13 protein-coding genes, 1 tRNA gene and 1 pseudogene are annotated in these 16,684 nt (G+C 68.2%); 9 read left to right on the top strand and 6 right to left on the bottom strand.

Annotated features, from left to right (window positions below; all coding sequences use genetic code 11):
* Positions 1-146, bottom strand: a pseudogene (gene rpsA / locus A9X04_RS30250) (30S ribosomal protein S1); the annotation flags it as partial.
* Positions 147-383: 237 nt separating this feature from the next.
* On the bottom strand, positions 384-3,044 hold the full coding sequence (polA, locus tag A9X04_RS05530; protein ID WP_197509059.1) for a DNA polymerase I: 2,661 nt from the start codon (positions 3,042-3,044) through the stop codon (positions 384-386).
* A 147-nt stretch (positions 3,045-3,191) separates the two neighbouring features.
* Here polA and A9X04_RS05525 point away from each other — a divergent pair, with 147 nt between their 5' ends.
* The gene (locus tag A9X04_RS05525) at positions 3,192-3,632 is read left to right on the top strand and encodes a Zn-ribbon domain-containing OB-fold protein (protein ID WP_067918503.1); all 441 of its coding nucleotides are present in this window, start codon (positions 3,192-3,194) and stop codon (positions 3,630-3,632) included.
* Positions 3,632-4,828 (top strand): lipid-transfer protein, encoded by a 1,197-nt coding sequence (locus tag A9X04_RS05520; protein ID WP_067918510.1) that lies wholly within the window; start codon positions 3,632-3,634, stop codon positions 4,826-4,828. The genes A9X04_RS05525 and A9X04_RS05520 overlap by 1 nt, the downstream gene beginning before the upstream one ends.
* Before the next feature lie 102 nt (positions 4,829-4,930).
* Here A9X04_RS05520 and A9X04_RS05515 read toward each other — a convergent pair whose 3' ends face one another.
* The gene (locus A9X04_RS05515; protein ID WP_102417823.1) at positions 4,931-5,545 is read right to left on the bottom strand and encodes an ANTAR domain-containing response regulator; all 615 of its coding nucleotides are present in this window, start codon (positions 5,543-5,545) and stop codon (positions 4,931-4,933) included.
* 126 nt (positions 5,546-5,671) lie between these two features.
* Between A9X04_RS05515 and A9X04_RS05510 the strand changes: the two genes are divergently transcribed.
* A tRNA-Leu gene (locus A9X04_RS05510) sits at positions 5,672-5,745 on the top strand.
* Between the two features lie 400 nt (positions 5,746-6,145).
* Here the strand turns inward: A9X04_RS05510 and A9X04_RS05505 are convergent.
* Complete coding sequence (locus A9X04_RS05505; protein WP_156751708.1) at positions 6,146-6,331, bottom strand: hypothetical protein; 186 nt, start codon at positions 6,329-6,331, stop codon at positions 6,146-6,148.
* Between the two features lie 220 nt (positions 6,332-6,551).
* On the opposite strand from A9X04_RS05505, the gene A9X04_RS05500 reads away from it, so the two are divergent.
* The 6 genes from A9X04_RS05500 (at position 6,552) to cydC (ending at position 14,454) form a co-directional block, all read left to right on the top strand.
* Positions 6,552-7,880, top strand: coding sequence for an adenylate/guanylate cyclase domain-containing protein (locus A9X04_RS05500; protein ID WP_067918495.1), 1,329 nt, complete (start codon positions 6,552-6,554; stop codon positions 7,878-7,880).
* Between the two features lie 29 nt (positions 7,881-7,909).
* A complete protein-coding gene (locus A9X04_RS05495) occupies positions 7,910-8,506 on the top strand; it encodes an HdeD family acid-resistance protein (protein ID WP_102417612.1) in 597 nt (198 codons plus the stop codon).
* 83 nt (positions 8,507-8,589) lie between these two features.
* The gene (locus A9X04_RS05490; RefSeq protein WP_067918491.1) at positions 8,590-10,062 is read left to right on the top strand and encodes a cytochrome ubiquinol oxidase subunit I; all 1,473 of its coding nucleotides are present in this window, start codon (positions 8,590-8,592) and stop codon (positions 10,060-10,062) included.
* Between the two features lie 33 nt (positions 10,063-10,095).
* Positions 10,096-11,136, top strand: a complete 1,041-nt coding sequence (cydB, locus tag A9X04_RS05485; protein WP_067918489.1) for a cytochrome d ubiquinol oxidase subunit II — start codon at positions 10,096-10,098, stop codon at positions 11,134-11,136.
* 80 nt (positions 11,137-11,216) lie between these two features.
* Positions 11,217-12,830 carry a thiol reductant ABC exporter subunit CydD gene (cydD, locus tag A9X04_RS05480; RefSeq protein WP_067918487.1) on the top strand — a complete coding sequence of 538 codons (1,614 nt, stop codon included), beginning with the start codon at positions 11,217-11,219 and terminating at the stop codon, positions 12,828-12,830.
* The gene (gene cydC / locus A9X04_RS05475; RefSeq protein WP_067918485.1) at positions 12,817-14,454 is read left to right on the top strand and encodes a thiol reductant ABC exporter subunit CydC; all 1,638 of its coding nucleotides are present in this window, start codon (positions 12,817-12,819) and stop codon (positions 14,452-14,454) included. Before cydD ends, cydC begins: the two co-directional genes overlap by 14 nt.
* Here cydC and A9X04_RS05470 read toward each other — a convergent pair.
* Both A9X04_RS05470 and A9X04_RS05465 read right to left on the bottom strand, forming a co-directional pair.
* Positions 14,443-15,228 (bottom strand): maleylpyruvate isomerase N-terminal domain-containing protein, encoded by a 786-nt coding sequence (locus A9X04_RS05470; protein ID WP_156764232.1) that lies wholly within the window; start codon positions 15,226-15,228, stop codon positions 14,443-14,445. The two genes, cydC and A9X04_RS05470, sit on opposite strands and share 12 nt — an antisense overlap.
* A 75-nt stretch (positions 15,229-15,303) precedes the next feature.
* A partial coding sequence (locus tag A9X04_RS05465; protein WP_197509058.1) for a bifunctional lysylphosphatidylglycerol flippase/synthetase MprF occupies positions 15,304-16,684 on the bottom strand: 1,381 nt, incomplete at its 5' end.

The raw sequence follows: 16,684 nt of genomic DNA, 5'->3' as shown, positions 1-16,684 counted from the left end.
TCCCGGTCCACTTTGACGATCGTCCCCTCGACGATGTCGCCATCGTTGAAGTACTTGATCGTTTTGTCTATTGCGGCAAGAAAGTCCTCGCTGGAGCCGATGTCGTTGACGGCTACTTGGGGCGAGGTGACGGTGGGACTCGGCATGTGGTGGGTTGCTCCGGACAGGTTGGGTCGTAGGGACAAAACTGGGATTTACCTATTGAGGTTACTCGACTGCGTACACGCTGGCCAAACCCGGGCGGCGCGTCACCTGCGCCATACCGGGCGGTCGGCCACGGTGAAAGTGACGCCAGTGCGAATTCGGGCCAAATTTTTTCACCATGAAATCACACCCGGGCGCCGACGCGCCGGTAAATGCGCTGCCTAGGGAGATTCCCGCGGCTAGTGCGCGGCGGCGTCCCATGAGCGGCCGTACCCCACCGAAACCTCCAGCGGGACGTCGAGCGGGTAGGCGCCGCCCATCTTCTCGCGGGCCAGGGCCTCGAGTTGGTCGCGTTCGCCGGGTGCGACCTCGAACAGGAGCTCGTCGTGGACCTGCAGCAGCATGCGGGATTTCAGCCCCGCCTCCTTGATCGCCTTGTCGACCTCGATCATCGCCACCTTGATGATGTCGGCGGCGCTGCCCTGGATGGGGGCGTTGAGCGCCGCCCGCTCGGCGGCCTCCCGCACCTGGCGGTTGCTGCTGTCCAGCTCGGGAAGGTAACGGCGGCGGCCCAGCACCGTCGAGGTGTAGCCGTCCTTGCGCGCCTGGTCCACGACGTTCATCAGGTAGTCGCGCACCCCGCCGAACCGGGCGAAGTAGGCCTCCATCTGTTCCTTCGCCTCTTCGGTGGAGATCTTCAGCTGTTGCGACAGGCCGTAGGCGCTCAGCCCGTACGCCAGCCCGTACGACATCGCCTTGACCCGCCGGCGCAGCTCGGCGGTGACCTCCTCGATGGGCACGCCGAACGCCCGCGACGCGACGAACGAATGCAGGTCCTCCCCCGTGTTGAAGGCCTCGATGAGCCCCTCGTCCCGGGACAGGTGCGCCATGATCCGCATCTCGATCTGGCTGTAGTCGGCCGTCATCAGCTCGCTGTAGCCGTCGCCGACCACGAACGCGTCGCGGATCCGCCGGCCGGCCTCGGTGCGGATCGGGATGTTCTGCAGGTTCGGTTCGGTCGAGGACAGCCGGCCCGTCGCCGCGATGGTCTGGTTGAACGTGGTGTGGATGCGCCCGTCGGAGGCCACCGAGGCCAGCAGCCCGTCCACGGTGACCTTGAGCCGGGTGACGTCGCGGTGGGTGAGCAGGTGCTGCAGGAACGGGTGGCCGGTCTTGTCGAACAGCGACTGCAAGGCGTCCGCGTCGGTGGTGTAACCGGTCTTGGTGCGCTTGGTCTTCGGCATCTCCAGCTCGTCGAACAGCACCGCCTGCAACTGCTTCGGCGACCCCAGGTTGATCTGCTTGCCGATCACCGCGTAGGCCGCCTCGGCCGCATCGCGGATCTGCTGGGCGAACTCGCTCTGCAGCTCCCCGAGCAGACCCAAATCGACTGCGATACCGGTGTGTTCCATCCCGGCCAGCACCCGCTGCACCGGCAACTCCATGCCCCCCAGCAGCGATGTGGAGTTGATGCGGGCCAGCTCCTCGTCGAGCGCGTCGGCGAGGTCGAGCACCGCCACGGCCCGCAGGATCAGCGTCTGCACCGCCTGGTCGTCCGTGCCGTCGGTATCGTCGAGAAGCGAAAGTTGTTGCTGTTCAGTTGTTTCCGCGCGCAGCTCCCGCCGTAGGTAGCGCAGGGAGAGGTCCTCGAGGGAGAAACTGCGCTGCCCGGGGCGCACCAGGTAGGCGGCCAGCGCGGTGTCGGAGGTGACGCCGGCCAGCGTCCATCCCCGGCCGGCGAGATCGTGCATGGCCAGCTTGGCTTCGTGCAGCGCCTTGGGCGGACCGGGGTCGGCCAGCCAGGACGCCAGCGCCGCCTCGTCGTCGGGCTCGAGCGCCGAGGTGTCGATGTAGCGGCCCTCACCGTCGGCGGACACGATGGCCAGCGCGGTGGCGTCGGCGTCGTACGCCAGGTGGGTGCCGACGACGGCCAGGCCGAAGCGCTTGCCCGAGCTGTGCCCGGCCAGCCAGACGGCCAGCTCGCCGGGCTGCAGTGCACCGCCGCGCACGTCGAAACCCGCGTCGACCTCGGGCTCCACCACGGCCAGCGTGTCGAACAACCGGTCGCGCAGCACCCGGAACTCGAGGTCGTCGAAGAGCCGGTGGATGTGGTCGCGATCCCACGGCTGCATGCGCAGCGTGTCCGGGGTCTGCGCCAGCGGCACGTCCTTGACGAGGTCGGTCAGCTCGCGGTTGCGGATCACGCTGGCGAGGTTGGCCCGCAGCGCGTCCCCGACCTTCCCGCGCACCGAGTCGACGTTGTCCACCAGGCCTTGCAGCGAGCCGTATTCGGCGATCCATTTCGACGCGGTCTTCTCCCCCACGCCGGGGATGCCGGGCAGGTTGTCGCTGGGATCGCCACGCAGGGCGGCGAAGTCGGGGTACTGCGTGGGGGTCAGCCCGTACTTCTCGACGACGGCCTCGGGCGTGAACCGGGTGAGCTCGCTGACGCCCTTGCGCGGATACAGCACCGTCACGTCGTCGCTCACCAATTGCAGGGAGTCCCGGTCCCCGGTGACCACCAGGACGCGGAACCCCGCGTTCTCGGCCTGGGTGGCCAGCGTCGCGATCAGGTCGTCGGCCTCGAAGCCGGGCTCGGCGAGCACCGTGATGCCCAGCGCGTTCAGCACTTCCTTGGTGATGTCGATCTGGCCGTGAAACTCGTCGGGCGTCGACGATCGGTTCGCCTTGTACTCCGGGTACCGCTCGGAGCGGAAGGTCTGCCGCGACACGTCGAACGCGGCGGCCACGTGCGTGGGCGCCTCGTCGCGCAGCAGGTTGATCAGCATCGCGGTGAAGCCGTACACGGCGTTGGTGGTCAGGCCGCCCCGGGTCTTGAAGTTCTCGGCGGGCAGGGCGTAGAACGCGCGGAAGGCCAGCGAATTGCCGTCCAGCAGCATCAGCGTCGGCTTCGTCTGCTCCTCGGCGATGGTGCTCACGGCTCACACTCTAGGCACCCGGTACGACGCGGCACGCGTCCCCGACCACCCCGGGGCCAGAACTGCAACACGTTTCAGTTTTGCATTGCGGCTGGGTAGTCTGGCCGAGTGCCAAAGGTCACCAGCCAAGAACCCGCGATCGACGGATGGTTCGCCACCGATGAAGCAGGCAACCCGCATCTGATCGGCGGCAAGTGCCCCGAGTGCGGCACCTATGTCTTCCCGCCGCGCGAGAACAACTGCCCCAACCCCGCCTGCGCCAGCGACACACTCGAGCCCGTCGCGTTGTCGACCCGGGGAACGCTGTGGAGCTACACCGAGAACCGGTACCCGCCGCCCCCGCCCTACCCGGCCCCGGATCCGTTCGAGCCATTCGCCATCGCCGCGGTCGAGCTGGCCGCCGAAGGGCTGATCGTGCTGGGCAAGGTGGTCGAGGGGACGCTGGCCGAGGATCTGAAGGTCGGCATGGAGATGGAGTTGACCACGATGCCGCTGTTCACCGACGACGAAGGTGTGCAGCGCCTCGTCTATGCGTGGAGGATCGCCTGATGCCCGAACCGCTGTACATCCTGGGCGCCGGCATGCACCCGTGGGGCAAGTGGGGTCGCGACTTCACCGAATACGGGGTGGTCGCGGCGCGCGCCGCGCTGGCCGAGGCCGGCCTGGACTGGACACAAATCCAATTGGTCGCCGGCGCGGACACGATCCGCAACGGCTACCCGGGCTTCATCGCCGGGTCGACGTTCGCCCAGAAGCTGGGCTGGAACGGCGTGCCGGTGAGCTCGAGCTACGCCGCGTGCGCCAGCGGCTCCCAGGCGCTGCAGAGCGCGCGGGCGCAGATCCTGGCCGGCTTCTGCGACGTCGCGCTGGTGATCGGCGCCGACACCACCCCCAAGGGCGCGTTCGCCCCCGTCGGCGGGGAACGCAAGAACGATCCCGACTGGCAGCGCTTCCACTTGATCGGCGCGATGAACCCGGTGTACTTCGCGCTGCTGGCGCGCCGCCGGATGGACCTGTACGGCGCGACATCCGAGGACTTCGCCCAGGTGAAGGTGAAGAACTCGCGGCACGGCCTGCAGAACCCGAATGCGCGCTACCGCAAGGAGGCCTCGGTCGACGACGTGTTCGCCAGCCCGGTGGTGGCCGACCCGCTGCGACAGCTCGACATCTGCGCCACCTCCGACGGCGCGGCGGCCCTGATCGTCGCCAGCGCCGAGTTCGCCCGCAAGCACCTCGGCTCACTCGACGGTGTCCCGTCGGTGCGCGCGGTCAGCACGGTCACCCCGCGCTACCCGCAGCACCTGCCCGAATTACCTGACATCGCAACGGATTCCACCGCCGCGGTGCCCGCACCGGAGCGGGTGTTCAAGGATCAGATCCTGGATGCTGCCTATGCCGAGGCGGGCATCGGGCCCGAGGACGTCAGCCTGGCTGAGGTCTACGACCTGTCCACCGCGCTCGAGCTCGACTGGTACGAGCACCTGGGCCTGTGCCCGAGGGGTGAGGCGGAGGCGCTGCTGCGCAGCGGCGCGACGACCATCGGTGGCAGGGTGCCGGTCAACCCGTCCGGCGGTCTGGCCTGCTTCGGCGAGGCCATCCCCGCGCAGGCCATCGCCCAGGTCTGCGAGCTGACCTGGCAGCTGCGCGGCCGGGCGACCGGCCGCCAGGTGGAGAACGCCACGGTCGGCGTCACGGCCAACCAGGGACTGTTCGGGCACGGCTCGTCGGTGATCGTGGCGCGCTGACGCTCTCGTTCATCGAGTGTGCGGCCACGGCGGCCTCGCCCGGCGTGTCGCCACCCTCAGTGCACACTCAAAGCCCTGAGCGCACACCCGACGGCTGAGCGCCTACTCCTCTTCGGCGCCGAGGGTTTCCAGGACGACTTCGGCGACCCGCTTCATCGTGGTCCGCCGGTCCATGGCAGCGCGCTGAATCCACTTGAACGCTTCGGGCTCGGTCATGCCCTGTTTGGTCTGCAGCAGGCCCTTGGCGCGTTCGACGAGCTTGCGCGTCTCCAGCCGGTCGGAGAGCGTCGCCACCTCCCGCTCCAGCTCGGTGATCTCAGCGAAGCGGCTGACGGCCAGCTCGATGGCCGGGATCAGGTCGCTGATCGTGAAGGGCTTCACCAGGTAGGCCATCGCCCCGGCGTCGCGCGCGCGCTCCACCAGGTCGCGCTGGCTGAAGGCGGTCAGGACGACGATGGGTGCGATGCGCTTGCTGGCGATCTCCGACGCGGCGTCGATCCCGTCGCGGCGGGGCATCTTCACGTCCATGATCACCAGGTCGGGCTGGTGGCGTTCGGCCAGCTCGACGGCTTCCTGTCCGTCGCCGGCCTCCCCGACGATCTCGTAACCCTCCTCTCGCAGCATCTCTGCGAGGTCCATTCGGATCAGCGCTTCGTCTTCCGCGATCAGGACCCGGCGCGGCACAGCGGCGTCGGTGTCGGTCGTGGGGCCTGTCATGACCGACATTGTGTCGTGAACGCGTCAGACCAGCGACCTCGGGGGCGGTCAGACGGGCGGCCGCGCCAAATCCTCTATGGTGGGAGGCTGCCTCTAAGGTAGGAGGCCGGACTCGAGCAGAATCAAGCCCTCGTATCCCAACTGGCAGAGGAAACGGACTCAAAACCCGTCCAGTGTGGGTTCGAATCCCACCGAGGGCACCGCGGGCAGCCCGGCAAACAACCGCTCGTCGCGACGCACCGGGGGCGAATCCGACAAACTGGTCGAGGGCTGCACGACGATGTCCGGTACTGAAGCGGCGGTTCTGTCGCCCGCCCCGAGTCCCGAGTTTGGAAATCCCGTAAAGTACATTCCAAAAGTATGAATTCGTCAATTTCAAATACTTGGCGCTCAGCGGTAGGTATTGTTATTAACAGAAGCGCACGGCTGCGGTTGAATTCATTTCATTTTAACGTGATCGGCTGCTAAACGAAATGAGCGATGGGCCCGTCGCGTCGGCAGACGTCGCCACGGCCCATCCAGCACCCGCGTCGGCCCTCGCGCGGGCAGCACTCGGGAACCTATCGCGGGCCTGGCCCCGGCTGGTTTTGCGCTCTCGGGCTAATGGCTGATGCACACCTGTTCTTCTGAATGCACGACGTTGACCTGCATCGGATCGTTCTGCATCGAGTCGGTGGCGACCCGCAGCAGCGCGCCCGCGCCACACCCCACTCCGCAGGCGGGCGTCGCCACCGCGGTGCACGCCAACATCAGCGCGATCCCGATCCTGCTGCCCAGACTCGCCACACCGCACTCCCGCATTAGAGGGACACATGATCCAGATCACAGCCCGACATATGTTTAATAACACGCTGGAAAATTTTGTAAACCCCTTAAGTCAAAATTTTTCTTACAATTTCCGCGGGCCGGTGACGGCGGCCACCGAGAAGGCATTCCGGTGCGGCCTCGATCGCAATTCGCCCCGCCAAGAGCCGACAAACCCGAGCTCAACGATTACGCTTTGAATGTGGCGGCTAGGAAGTGCGGCGCCCCACCCGTGTCGGACGGCTCGTCGAGAAGCCCGGACTGCGTAGCCGCGGTGCGGGCGCAGACGCGCGACCGCAACCAGCATTACGCCGCGAGCGCCGCGCGCCGCGCCAGAATCCTCACCATCACCTCATGGCTCGCCGTGACGGTGAGCGCGAGCTTCGTGCTGGTGCAGATTCTCAGCGGGGCCTGGTTGTGGCAGGTGAGTTCGATCAACGTCATCGGCGCGATGGTCTTCGCGATGGTCCCGTGGCTGCAGCGCTTCGGCGAACTGGTCGCGCCGCTCACCTTTCTGGGCGCGGCCTACGTGTCCGTCTTCGCCAGCTGCGTGGACGTCGGCACCGGGTCGGGAGCTCAGTTCTTCTTCCTGGTGGGCGCCTGCATCGTCGTGCTGTTGCTCGGAATCGAACACATCATCTTGGCCTCGGCGCTGGCCGCTGTCGCCGCCGGCCTGATCGTCGCCGTCGAGTTCCTGGTCCCCCGCGACACCGGGCTGCAGCCGGCCTGGGTCCAGTCGACCGGTTTCATCGTGACCGCGGTCTCCAGCGTCGTGATGGTGGTCGTGACGGTGTGGTTCGCCCTTCGCGACACCGCACGCGCCGAGGCCGTGATGGAATCGCAGTACGAGCGCTCGGAGGCGCTGCTGGCAAACATGTTGCCCGCCAGCATCGCCGAGCGGCTCAAGGAGCCGGACCGCGGCATCATCGCCGACAAGTTCGACGTCGCCTCCGTGCTGTTCGCCGATATCGTCGGGTTCACCGAGCGGGCCAGCGGCGCGGCGCCGGCCGACCTCGTGCGCTTCCTCGACCGGCTCTACAGCGCCTTCGACGCCCTGGTGGACAAGCACGGCCTGGAGAAGATCAAAGTCAGCGGCGACTCCTACATGGTGGTCAGCGGGGTCCCGCGGGCCCGACCGGACCATGCGCAGGCCCTGGCGGACTTCGCGCTCGACATGGCCAATGTCGCGGCCCGGCTGAAGGATCCGCACGGCAATGCGGTCCCGCTGCGGGTGGGCATGGCGTGCGGGCCGGTGGTTGCCGGTGTCGTGGGTTCGCGGCGCTTCTTCTACGACGTGTGGGGCGACGCGGTCAACGTCGCGTCCCGGATGGAATCCACCGACTCGGTGGGCCGAATTCAGGTGCCCGAGGCCATGTACGAGCGCCTCAAGGACGAATTCGTGCTGCAGGAGCGCGGCCACATCGACGTCAAAGGCAAAGGCCTGATGCGCACCTGGTACCTGATCGGTCGCAAGGCGACCGACGAGTCGGCCGATCTGCTGGCCGAGGATTCGCGTACGGCCCACGTGTAGCCCGAAGTGCCCTATACCGGGGGCGGCGTTTGTGTCACACTGCGGCCATGCAAACCACACCTGGATCTCTGCCCGCTCCAAGTTTGTTGCCGCATCTGTGGAAATCGACCCTGCTATCGGGAATCCTGTCGCTCGCCCTCGGCGTGCTGGTGCTGGCGTGGCCCGGAATCTCCATCGTGGTCGCCGCGGTCGCATTCGGCGTTTACCTGTTGATCACCGGCGCCGCACAGGTGTTCTTCGCTTTCAGCCTGCATGTCTCGGCGGGAAGCCGGATCCTGTTGTTCATCAGCGGCGCCGCGTCACTCATCCTGGCGTTGTTGGCGTTTCGCCATTTCGGTCAGGGTTACGCAATCCTGTTGCTGGCCATCTGGATTGGGATCGGATTCATCTTTCGCGGCGTGGGCACGACGATTTCGGCCATCCAGGATCCGCTTCTGCCGGGTCGGGGATGGGCCATCTTCATCGGCATCATCAGCCTGCTGGCCGGCATCGTCGTCCTCGCGTCGCCGCTGGAATCCATTGTGACGCTGGCGCTCGTGGTCGGGGTCTGGTTCGTGGTCCTCGGCATCTTCGAGATCGTGTCGTCGTTCAGCATCCGGAAAGCCTCCAAGGCCCTGACCGGCTGACGCCCCTTGGTCGCGCCGCCCCGACCCTTCTACTACACTGCGTAGTAGCCGTGCGTACGGCCACGCAGTCCTGGGAGTGACAGATGAATGTCGTCGATATTTCTCGGTGGCAGTTCGGTATCACTACCGTCTACCACTTCATCTTCGTGCCGCTCACCATCGGTTTGGCGCCCCTGCTCGCCGTCATGCAGACGGTGTGGGTCGCCACGGGCAACACCGCGTGGTATCGCCTCACCAAGTTCTTCGGCAAGCTGTTCTTGATCAACTTCGCCATCGGCGTGGCGACGGGGATCGTCCAGGAATTCCAGTTCGGCATGAACTGGAGCGAGTATTCGCGGTTTGTCGGCGACATCTTCGGCGCGCCGCTGGCCATGGAAGGCTTGTTCGCCTTCTTCTTCGAGTCCACCTTCATCGGGCTGTGGATCTTCGGCTGGGATCGGCTGCCGAAGCTGATCCACCTGGCCTGCATCTGGATCGTCGCAATCGGTGTCAACATGTCCGCGTTCTTCATCATCGTGGCGAACTCGTTCATGCAGCACCCGGTCGGCGCGCACTACAACCCGGTTACGCACCGCGCCGAGCTGGACAGCATTGGCGCGCTGCTGGGCAACAATACTGCGCGGTGGGCGTTTACCCACACCGTCAGCGGCGCGTTGCTGACCGCTGCGACGTTCGTCGCCGCCGTCAGCGCGTGGTTTCTGGTCCGTTCCCGCCGCCCGGAGACCGCCACCCCCGCCGGTGAATCGGATGCCCGCACCATGTTTCGCCCGGCGGCCATCCTGGGCTGCTGGGTGGTGCTGCTCGCGGCCGTCGGCCTGTTCTTCACCGGCGACCGCCAGGGCAAGCTGATGTTCGTTCAGCAACCGATGAAGATGGCTTCCGCGGAATCGTTGTGCAGCACCCAAACCGATCCCGACTTCTCGATTCTGACCGTGGGCACGCACAACAACTGCGACAGCATCACCCGCGTGATCGAGGTCCCCTACGTGCTGCCGTTCCTCGCCGAGGGCCGCACCAGCGACGTCACGTTGCAGGGCGTGCGCAACATCCAGCAGGACTTCGAGTATCGGTTCGGCCCGAACGACTACCGGCCCAACCTGTTCGTGACCTACTGGTCGTTCCGCGCCATGATCGGGTTCCTCGCCGTTCCGGTCTTGTTCGCGCTCGCGGCGCTGTGGCTCACCCGCGGCGGGCGGGTGCCCGGCCAACGATGGTTCTCCTGGCTGGCGCTGCTGACGATTCCCACGCCGTTCCTGGCGAACATCTCCGGGTGGGTGTTCACCGAGATGGGGCGGCAACCCTGGATCGTCGCGCCCAATCCCACCGGCGACCAACAGGTTCGGTTCACCGTCCATGAGGCCGTCTCGCAGCATGCGCCCGGCATGGTCATCACCTCCCTGGTGACGTTCACCCTCGTGTATGCGGTGCTGGCGGTCATCTGGTTCTGGCTGCTCAAGCGGTATGTCACCGAAGGGCCGCGGGAACACGACGCCGAACCGGCTCCGCCGCCCGCACCCGGCGAGGACGAGGTGGCGCCGCTTTCGTTCGCCTACTAGGCGCCGGCTCACGAACTAGAAAGGAGCTGACCGATGGGACTGCAGGAGTTGTGGTTCTGCATCATCGGATTGCTGTTCCTCGGTTTCTTCGTCCTGGAAGGCTTCGACTTCGGCGTCGGCATGCTGATGGAACCGCTCGCCCGCGTCGGCATCGGTGAGGCCGAGCCCATCCGGCGAACGGCGCTGAACACCATCGGCCCCATCTGGGACGGCAACGAGGTGTGGCTGATCGTGGGCGGCGCCGCCATGTTCGCCGCCTTTCCCGGCTGGTACGCCACGGTGTTCTCCACGCTGTACCTGCCGCTGCTGGCCATCCTGTTCGGGATGATCCTGCGCGCCGTGGCCATCGAGTGGCGCGGGAAGGTCGACGACACAAAATGGCGGGGCTGGGCGGATTTCGGCATCGCCGCCGGTTCCTGGCTGCCCGCCGTGTTGTGGGGTGTGGCGTTCGCGATCCTGGTTCGCGGACTCCCCGTGGACGGCGCTGGCAAGATCGACCTGTCGATCGCCGACGTGCTCAATCCCTACACGCTGCTGGGCGGCCTGGCCACCGCCGGGCTGTTCCTGCTTTACGGTGCGGTCTTCATCTCCCTGAAGACCTCCGGCGCCATCCGTGACGACGCCCACCGGCTGGCGGTGTGGCTGTCGCTTCCGGTGACCGGACTGGTTGCGGGCTTTGGCATCTGGACACAACTGGCCCACGGCAAGGACTGGACCTGGCTGGTGCTCGCGGTCGCGGTGGTGGCGCAGCTGGCGGCCGTGCTGCTGGTGTGGCGGCGCGTCTCCGACGGCTGGGCGTTCACGTGCACGGCGATCGTCGTCGGGTCGGTGGTGATCCTGCTGTTCGGCGCGCTCTACCCCAACCTGGTGCCCTCGACGCTGAACCCGCACTGGAGCCTGACGATCCACAACGCCTCGTCGACGCCCTACACCCTCAAGGTCATGACGTGGGTCACCGCGTTCATGGCGCCGTTGACGGTGGTGTACCAGGCCTGGACGTATTGGGTGTTCCGGCAACGGATCTCGGCGGACCGGATACCGCCGTCGATCGGCCTGACGAGGCACGTGTCCTGACCGCAACGAACTCGCCGCCCGGATCAAGATCGAGAGCGCGGGGGCCCCTGGACCCGCGACTGTGGCGGGCATCGAGCGCGTTGCGGCGCTACCTGGGCGCAACGGTCTGCTGCGGAGTGGTGATCTCCGGCTGCGCGATCGGCTCGGCGGTCGTGCTGGCGGGCGTGGTCGCCCGCGCCGTGCGCGACCATGCGGCGCACGGCCTGCGGGCCTGGCTCGGGCCGCTGTCGATCCTGTTGGCGCTGTGGACCGTTCGCACGCTGGTGCAGTGGCTTCAGGGCCGCCTGGGCCAACGGGGCGCGAGCGCGGTCATCGCCGAGCTGTCCGGTCAGGTGCTGACCGCGGTGACGGCCCGGCAGCCCGGTGAGCTCGCCGCCCAACGCGACGAGGCCGCGGTGGTGGTCACCCGAGGTCTCGACGGCCTGCGTCCCTACTTCACCGGCTACCTCCCCACGTTGTTGCTCGCCGCAATCCTGACCCCGGCGACCGTCGCCGTCATCGCGTTCTACGACCTGAGGTCCACGGTGATCGTGGCCATCACGCTGCCGCTCATACCGATCTTCATGGTGCTCATCGGCCTGGCCACCGCCGACCGGTCCGCGGCCGCCCTGGCCGCCATGACGACGCTGCAGGGGCGGCTGCTCGACCTCATCGCCGGCATCCCCACGCTGCGGGCGCTGGGACGCGTCCGGGGCCCGGAACGGCGCATCGCCGAACTGGCCGCCGCGCATCGCCGCTCGGCGATGGCGACACTGCGGATCGCCTTCCTGTCGGCGCTGGTGCTGGAACTGCTGGCGACGCTGGGCGTGGCGCTGATCGCGGTGGGGATCGGGTTCCGCCTGGTGTTCGGCGAGATGACGTTGGCGACGGGCCTCACGGTGCTGTTGCTGGCACCGGACGTCTACTGGCCGCTGCGCCGGATCGGTGTGGAATTCCATGCCGCGCAGGACGGAAGGACCGCCGCCGACAAGGCCTTCGCCCTCATCGGCGAGCCGGCTCCCCCGCGGGCCCAGGGCCGGGCTGTCACCGCCCGAGGCGCGGAGATCCGTCTCGACGGGCTCAGCGTCGCCGGCCGTGACGGCCATGCGCCCCACGACCTCACCGCGGTCATCGCACCCGGCTCGGTGACGGTGCTGACCGGGCGCAACGGCGCGGGCAAGAGCACAACCCTGCAGGCGATCACCGGGGTCACCGCGCCGACGGGCGGCCGCGTGACCGTGGCCGGAGTCGACGTCGCCGACCTCGAGCCCGGCGCGTGGTGGCGGCAGCTGTCCTGGCTTCCGCAGCGCCCCGCACTGGTTCCGGGCACCGTCCGGGACAACCTGGTGCTGTTCGGCAATCTCGACGACCTTGAGACGGCTTGCGCGGCGTCCGGTTTCGACGCGGTCCTGGGTGACCTGCCCGACGGGCTGGACACCGTGCTCGGCCGGGGCGGCGTCGGCCTGTCCCTGGGACAGCGGCAACGGCTCGGGCTCGCCCGCGCACTCGGATCGTCGGCGGCAGTGCTGTTGCTCGACGAGCCCACCGCCCACCTGGACGCCCGGGCCGAGCAACGCGTGTTGCGGGCGATCGTGGAGCGCGCCCGGGCCGGCGCGACCGTCGTGGTCGTCGGTCACCGTGAACCGGTTCTGGCCATCGGCGACCGGATGGTCGAAGTGGTCGCCGACAGTGGGGTGCGTTATGCCCCGGTCTGATCCGCTGTTGGCGGCCGCGCCGCTGCTGCGGCCCCGGCTCCTCCGCATCGTGGGGGCGATCGCGCTGGGTGTGCTGTCACTGGGCAGCGCGCTGGCGCTGGCCGGCGTCTCGGCGTGGCTCATCACGCGGGCCTGGCAGATGCCGCCGGTGGTCGACCTGTCGGTCGCGGCCGTCGCGGTGCGCGCGTTCGCGATTTCGCGGGGCGTGTTGCACTACTGCGAGCGGCTGGTCACCCACGACACCGCGCTGCGCGCGGCGGGCACCGCCCGGGCGGGGATCTACCAGCGGCTGGCCCAGGGGCCCGCGGCGGCCGCCGTTCGTCTGCACAGCGGCGAGCTCGTCACCCGAGTGGGCTCCGACGTCGAAGAACTGGCCAACGTGCTGGTGCGTGCCGTGGTGCCGATCGGCGTCGCGGTGGTACTGGCCGTGGCGGCAACCGCGGTGATCGCGGCCATCTCGCTACCGGCCGCTGTGGTGTTGGCGATCAGCCTGCTGGTCGCGGGCTTCGCCGCTCCGCGACTCGCGGGCAAGGCCGCGGCGAGCCAGGAAAGCCTTGCGCGGCAGCAGCATTCCCAGCGCGACACCTCGGCGATGATCGCGCTGGAACACGCGCCCGAGCTCCGCGTCGCCGGCCTGCTGCCCCGCGTCATCGCCGAATCGCAACGCCGCCAACGCGCATGGGGGGCGGCGCTCGACGCCGCCGCCAGGCCGGCCGCCCTGGCCGAAGCCGCGCCCACAGCGGCGATCGGGGCGAGCGTGCTGGGCGCGGTGGTCGCCGGCATCGGCCTGGCCCCCTCGGTCGCACCCACCACGCTGGCCGTCCTGATGTTGTTGCCGCTGTCCGCATTCGAGGCGATGACCCCCCTACCGGCCGCCGCCATCCAGTTGACGCGGTCGCGCATCGCCGCGCGCCGGCTGCTCGACCTCACGGCGGGCGACCGCCCGCAGCAGCCCGAATCGGCCGCGGCCCCGCCGAAACCCGCGGCCGTGTTGGCCGCCGACATCCACGCCGGGCACGCCGGAGCCGCCCACTCGAAACGCATCACCCTGGAGCTGCTCCCGGGCGCCCGGCTGGCCGTCACCGGTCCCAGCGGGTCCGGCAAAACCACGCTGTTGATGACGCTGGCCGGGCTGCTGTCCCCGCTGGAGGGACGGGTGACCCTCGGCGGCACCGACGTGACGGACTTCCGGGAAGAGGACTTACGCGGCGCGGTCGGATTTTTCGCCGAGGACGCGCACGTCTTCGCCACCACGGTCCGGGACAACCTGCTGGTCGCCCGCGGAGACTGCGCGGACGCCGAACTGGAGGTCGCGCTCGATGCGGTCGGGCTCGGCGCCTGGCTCGCCGGTTTGCCCGACGGCCTGTCGACGGTGTTGACCGGTGGCGCGCAGGCCCTTTCGGGCGGTCAGCGCAGGAGGCTGCTGCTGGCACGGGCGGTCCTCGCGCCCGCCCGGATCGTGCTGCTCGACGAGCCCACCGAACACCTGGACGCCGTCGACGCCGAACCGATTCTGCGCGACCTGCTGGGCCCCGGTTCCGCGCTGATGCCCGCGGACCGGACCGTGGTGGTGGCTACCCACCACCTACCCGACGACATTGGCTGTCGCGAACTACGAATTTGAGTCAGCGCCGCCGGCGCGGCTCAGTCGCCGCAACACGTCGGCTATCGACTCGGCGTTGAGGTTCGGGTCGCGCATCCTCGAGGGGCAGCGTCCCCACAAGAGAAGCGGCAGCTCGTGGGGCCGCAGCTCTATCACGACTCCGCGGCCGGTCGGCTGCTGGGATAGGCCCTCCCCCGGCGACACAACAACATCCGGGCGGCCACCGCTGCGCAGCACCACCGGCTGCGCCCGCGGGTCCGTGCGACGCCAGCGCTGCGCTTCCGCCAACGCGGGCACCGCGTCGAACACCGCGACCGCGTGGCCCACCATCGCGGCATCGGAGAGCAAGCGGACGCTGACGTCGTCGTCACCCACGAGATCCCACCGGTGCAGCACCACCTCGCTATGACTATGCATGCGAAGCCGCTCGGCGCTCATCGTCCACCCCGTGTACACGATCGTGTCGCTTTCGTCGAGCGCCGCCACGGCCGACTCGAAGCGAAACGCTTCGTCTACCAGCCGTTCTCGAAGCGCCGCGTCGGGCATCGCCCGGAATGGCGGCTCGCGCACCTCCCACGAGCGGGTCGCCCTGGCCGGCTCACCCGCCAGGTGCTCGTCGATGAGATCGGCTCGTTCCTTTGCGGCGGCCGCCACGTGCGCGGTGAGGTCATGGGCGCTCCAACCTGAACACCAGGTGGGCGCCGTGGCCTGCAACCCCGACAAACTCGAAATGAATTCGCGCATGGCTTCATCGCGCAATTTCGATGCGGCTGCCAGGGCAATCTGAGAACTCACGCCCTCCACTCAACAGCTCACCACGGCGAGAAGCTGGCGGTTTTGCGACCTCACAGCGGTACCGGATCGATGCGATCAGAGGTGTCGCCGGCGCGGCATGAATTCCAGCGACAGCAACACGATCAGCAACGTGCCGATCTGCGTCATCGAGACCAGCGCGTAGCGCCGGGTGTCCAGCGCGTGAAACTTGCGCACGTATCGGTACAGCGACTCGAGCGCGATCAACGGGTCGAGGACGTGGATCAACCGATAGAACACGCGCTGGACGCGGGTGCGATCCTTCTCTTCGAAGATTTCCGGGAAGGCCGCGAATGCGAGCGAAAGCCGTTGCGCGCCATTTTCTTTGCCGGCCATGATCATGTCGACGCTGAGCCGCTCGTCGATGCCATTGGGCGCCCCGCGCCGGCGCCACGGCACGTCGAGGGTGATGTCGCTGCCGACGCCGGCCGTCGCGTACCGGTGGAAGCCCTGCACCTTGCCCGAGGCGTCCCTGGCGACGATCAGCTGTATGCCGGGGAATCGGCCCTCCAGCACGCCGTCGAGGTTCATGTGGAATCCGCGCTCGGTGTGGGCCGCTTTGCTCGACGCGCGCACCACCTCGGTCAACTCGGCCAGCTGCTCGGGGTTGAGCTCCTGTTCCCCGACGATCTCGGTGGTGATGCCGCAATTGTGCGTGCGCTTCACCGCCTGACGCAGGTTGCGGAACTTGCGTCCCACCATGTCGAAACCGGTGACGTCGACGACCACGTCGCGCCCGATCGGGACGGCGCGCAACGACTGCCCGATCACCGCGGAGTCGCTCCACAGGCCGAGCCGCCGCTCGCTGCACCCCACCACCGCGATCCGCCAGCCGTGGGTGTGGCACATGGCCGCGAAGTCGGCGACCAGCTCGGGGAATCGGGTCTCGTCGCCGATCGGGTCACCGCCGACCACGGCGATGCCCAGGCGTGTCCGGTAGGCCAGCGCCGCACCGCCGTCCGCAGTGAAGTGGTAGCTCTTGCCGGTCTGCATCGCGAACGGCGCCAGCGGGTCATCCGTGGTGGCCTGGATCAGATTCCAGGCCCGGGGCAGGTCCTCCGGACGCGGATGCGACGACGTCGGCCACATCAGCACCATGCCGGAGCAGGCGATCACCACGTCGCCGAGCAGGTCGAAGGCCAGCACGTGCAGGCCCAGGCCTGCCAGCACGAAGAAACCCGCGGCGGCGGCGTGCGTCGCCGTCACGGGACGGCCCAGGAAGATGCCGCGCGCGATCCACGCCACCGCGACAAGGACCGTCAGCGACCACGCCAGTCGATCGGTGTAGTGCCAGGCCGGCTGGTGATGGTGGCGGGCGAGGATCTCGCCCAGCCAGCAGGTGGCGCTGAGCAGGGCCAGCGCACCGATCAACCGGGCTGCCCGCGAATCGACCGAGACGACGACGCGCTCGCGCGCGCGGGGCTTCGCTGAGACCTCG

The sequence above is a fragment of the Mycobacterium sp. E3247 genome (assembly GCF_001667785.1).
GTDB lineage: Bacteria > Actinomycetota > Actinomycetes > Mycobacteriales > Mycobacteriaceae > Mycobacterium.
Note: the sequence above shows the minus strand (reverse complement) of the source record. Positions and strands in the feature narration are given on the sequence as shown.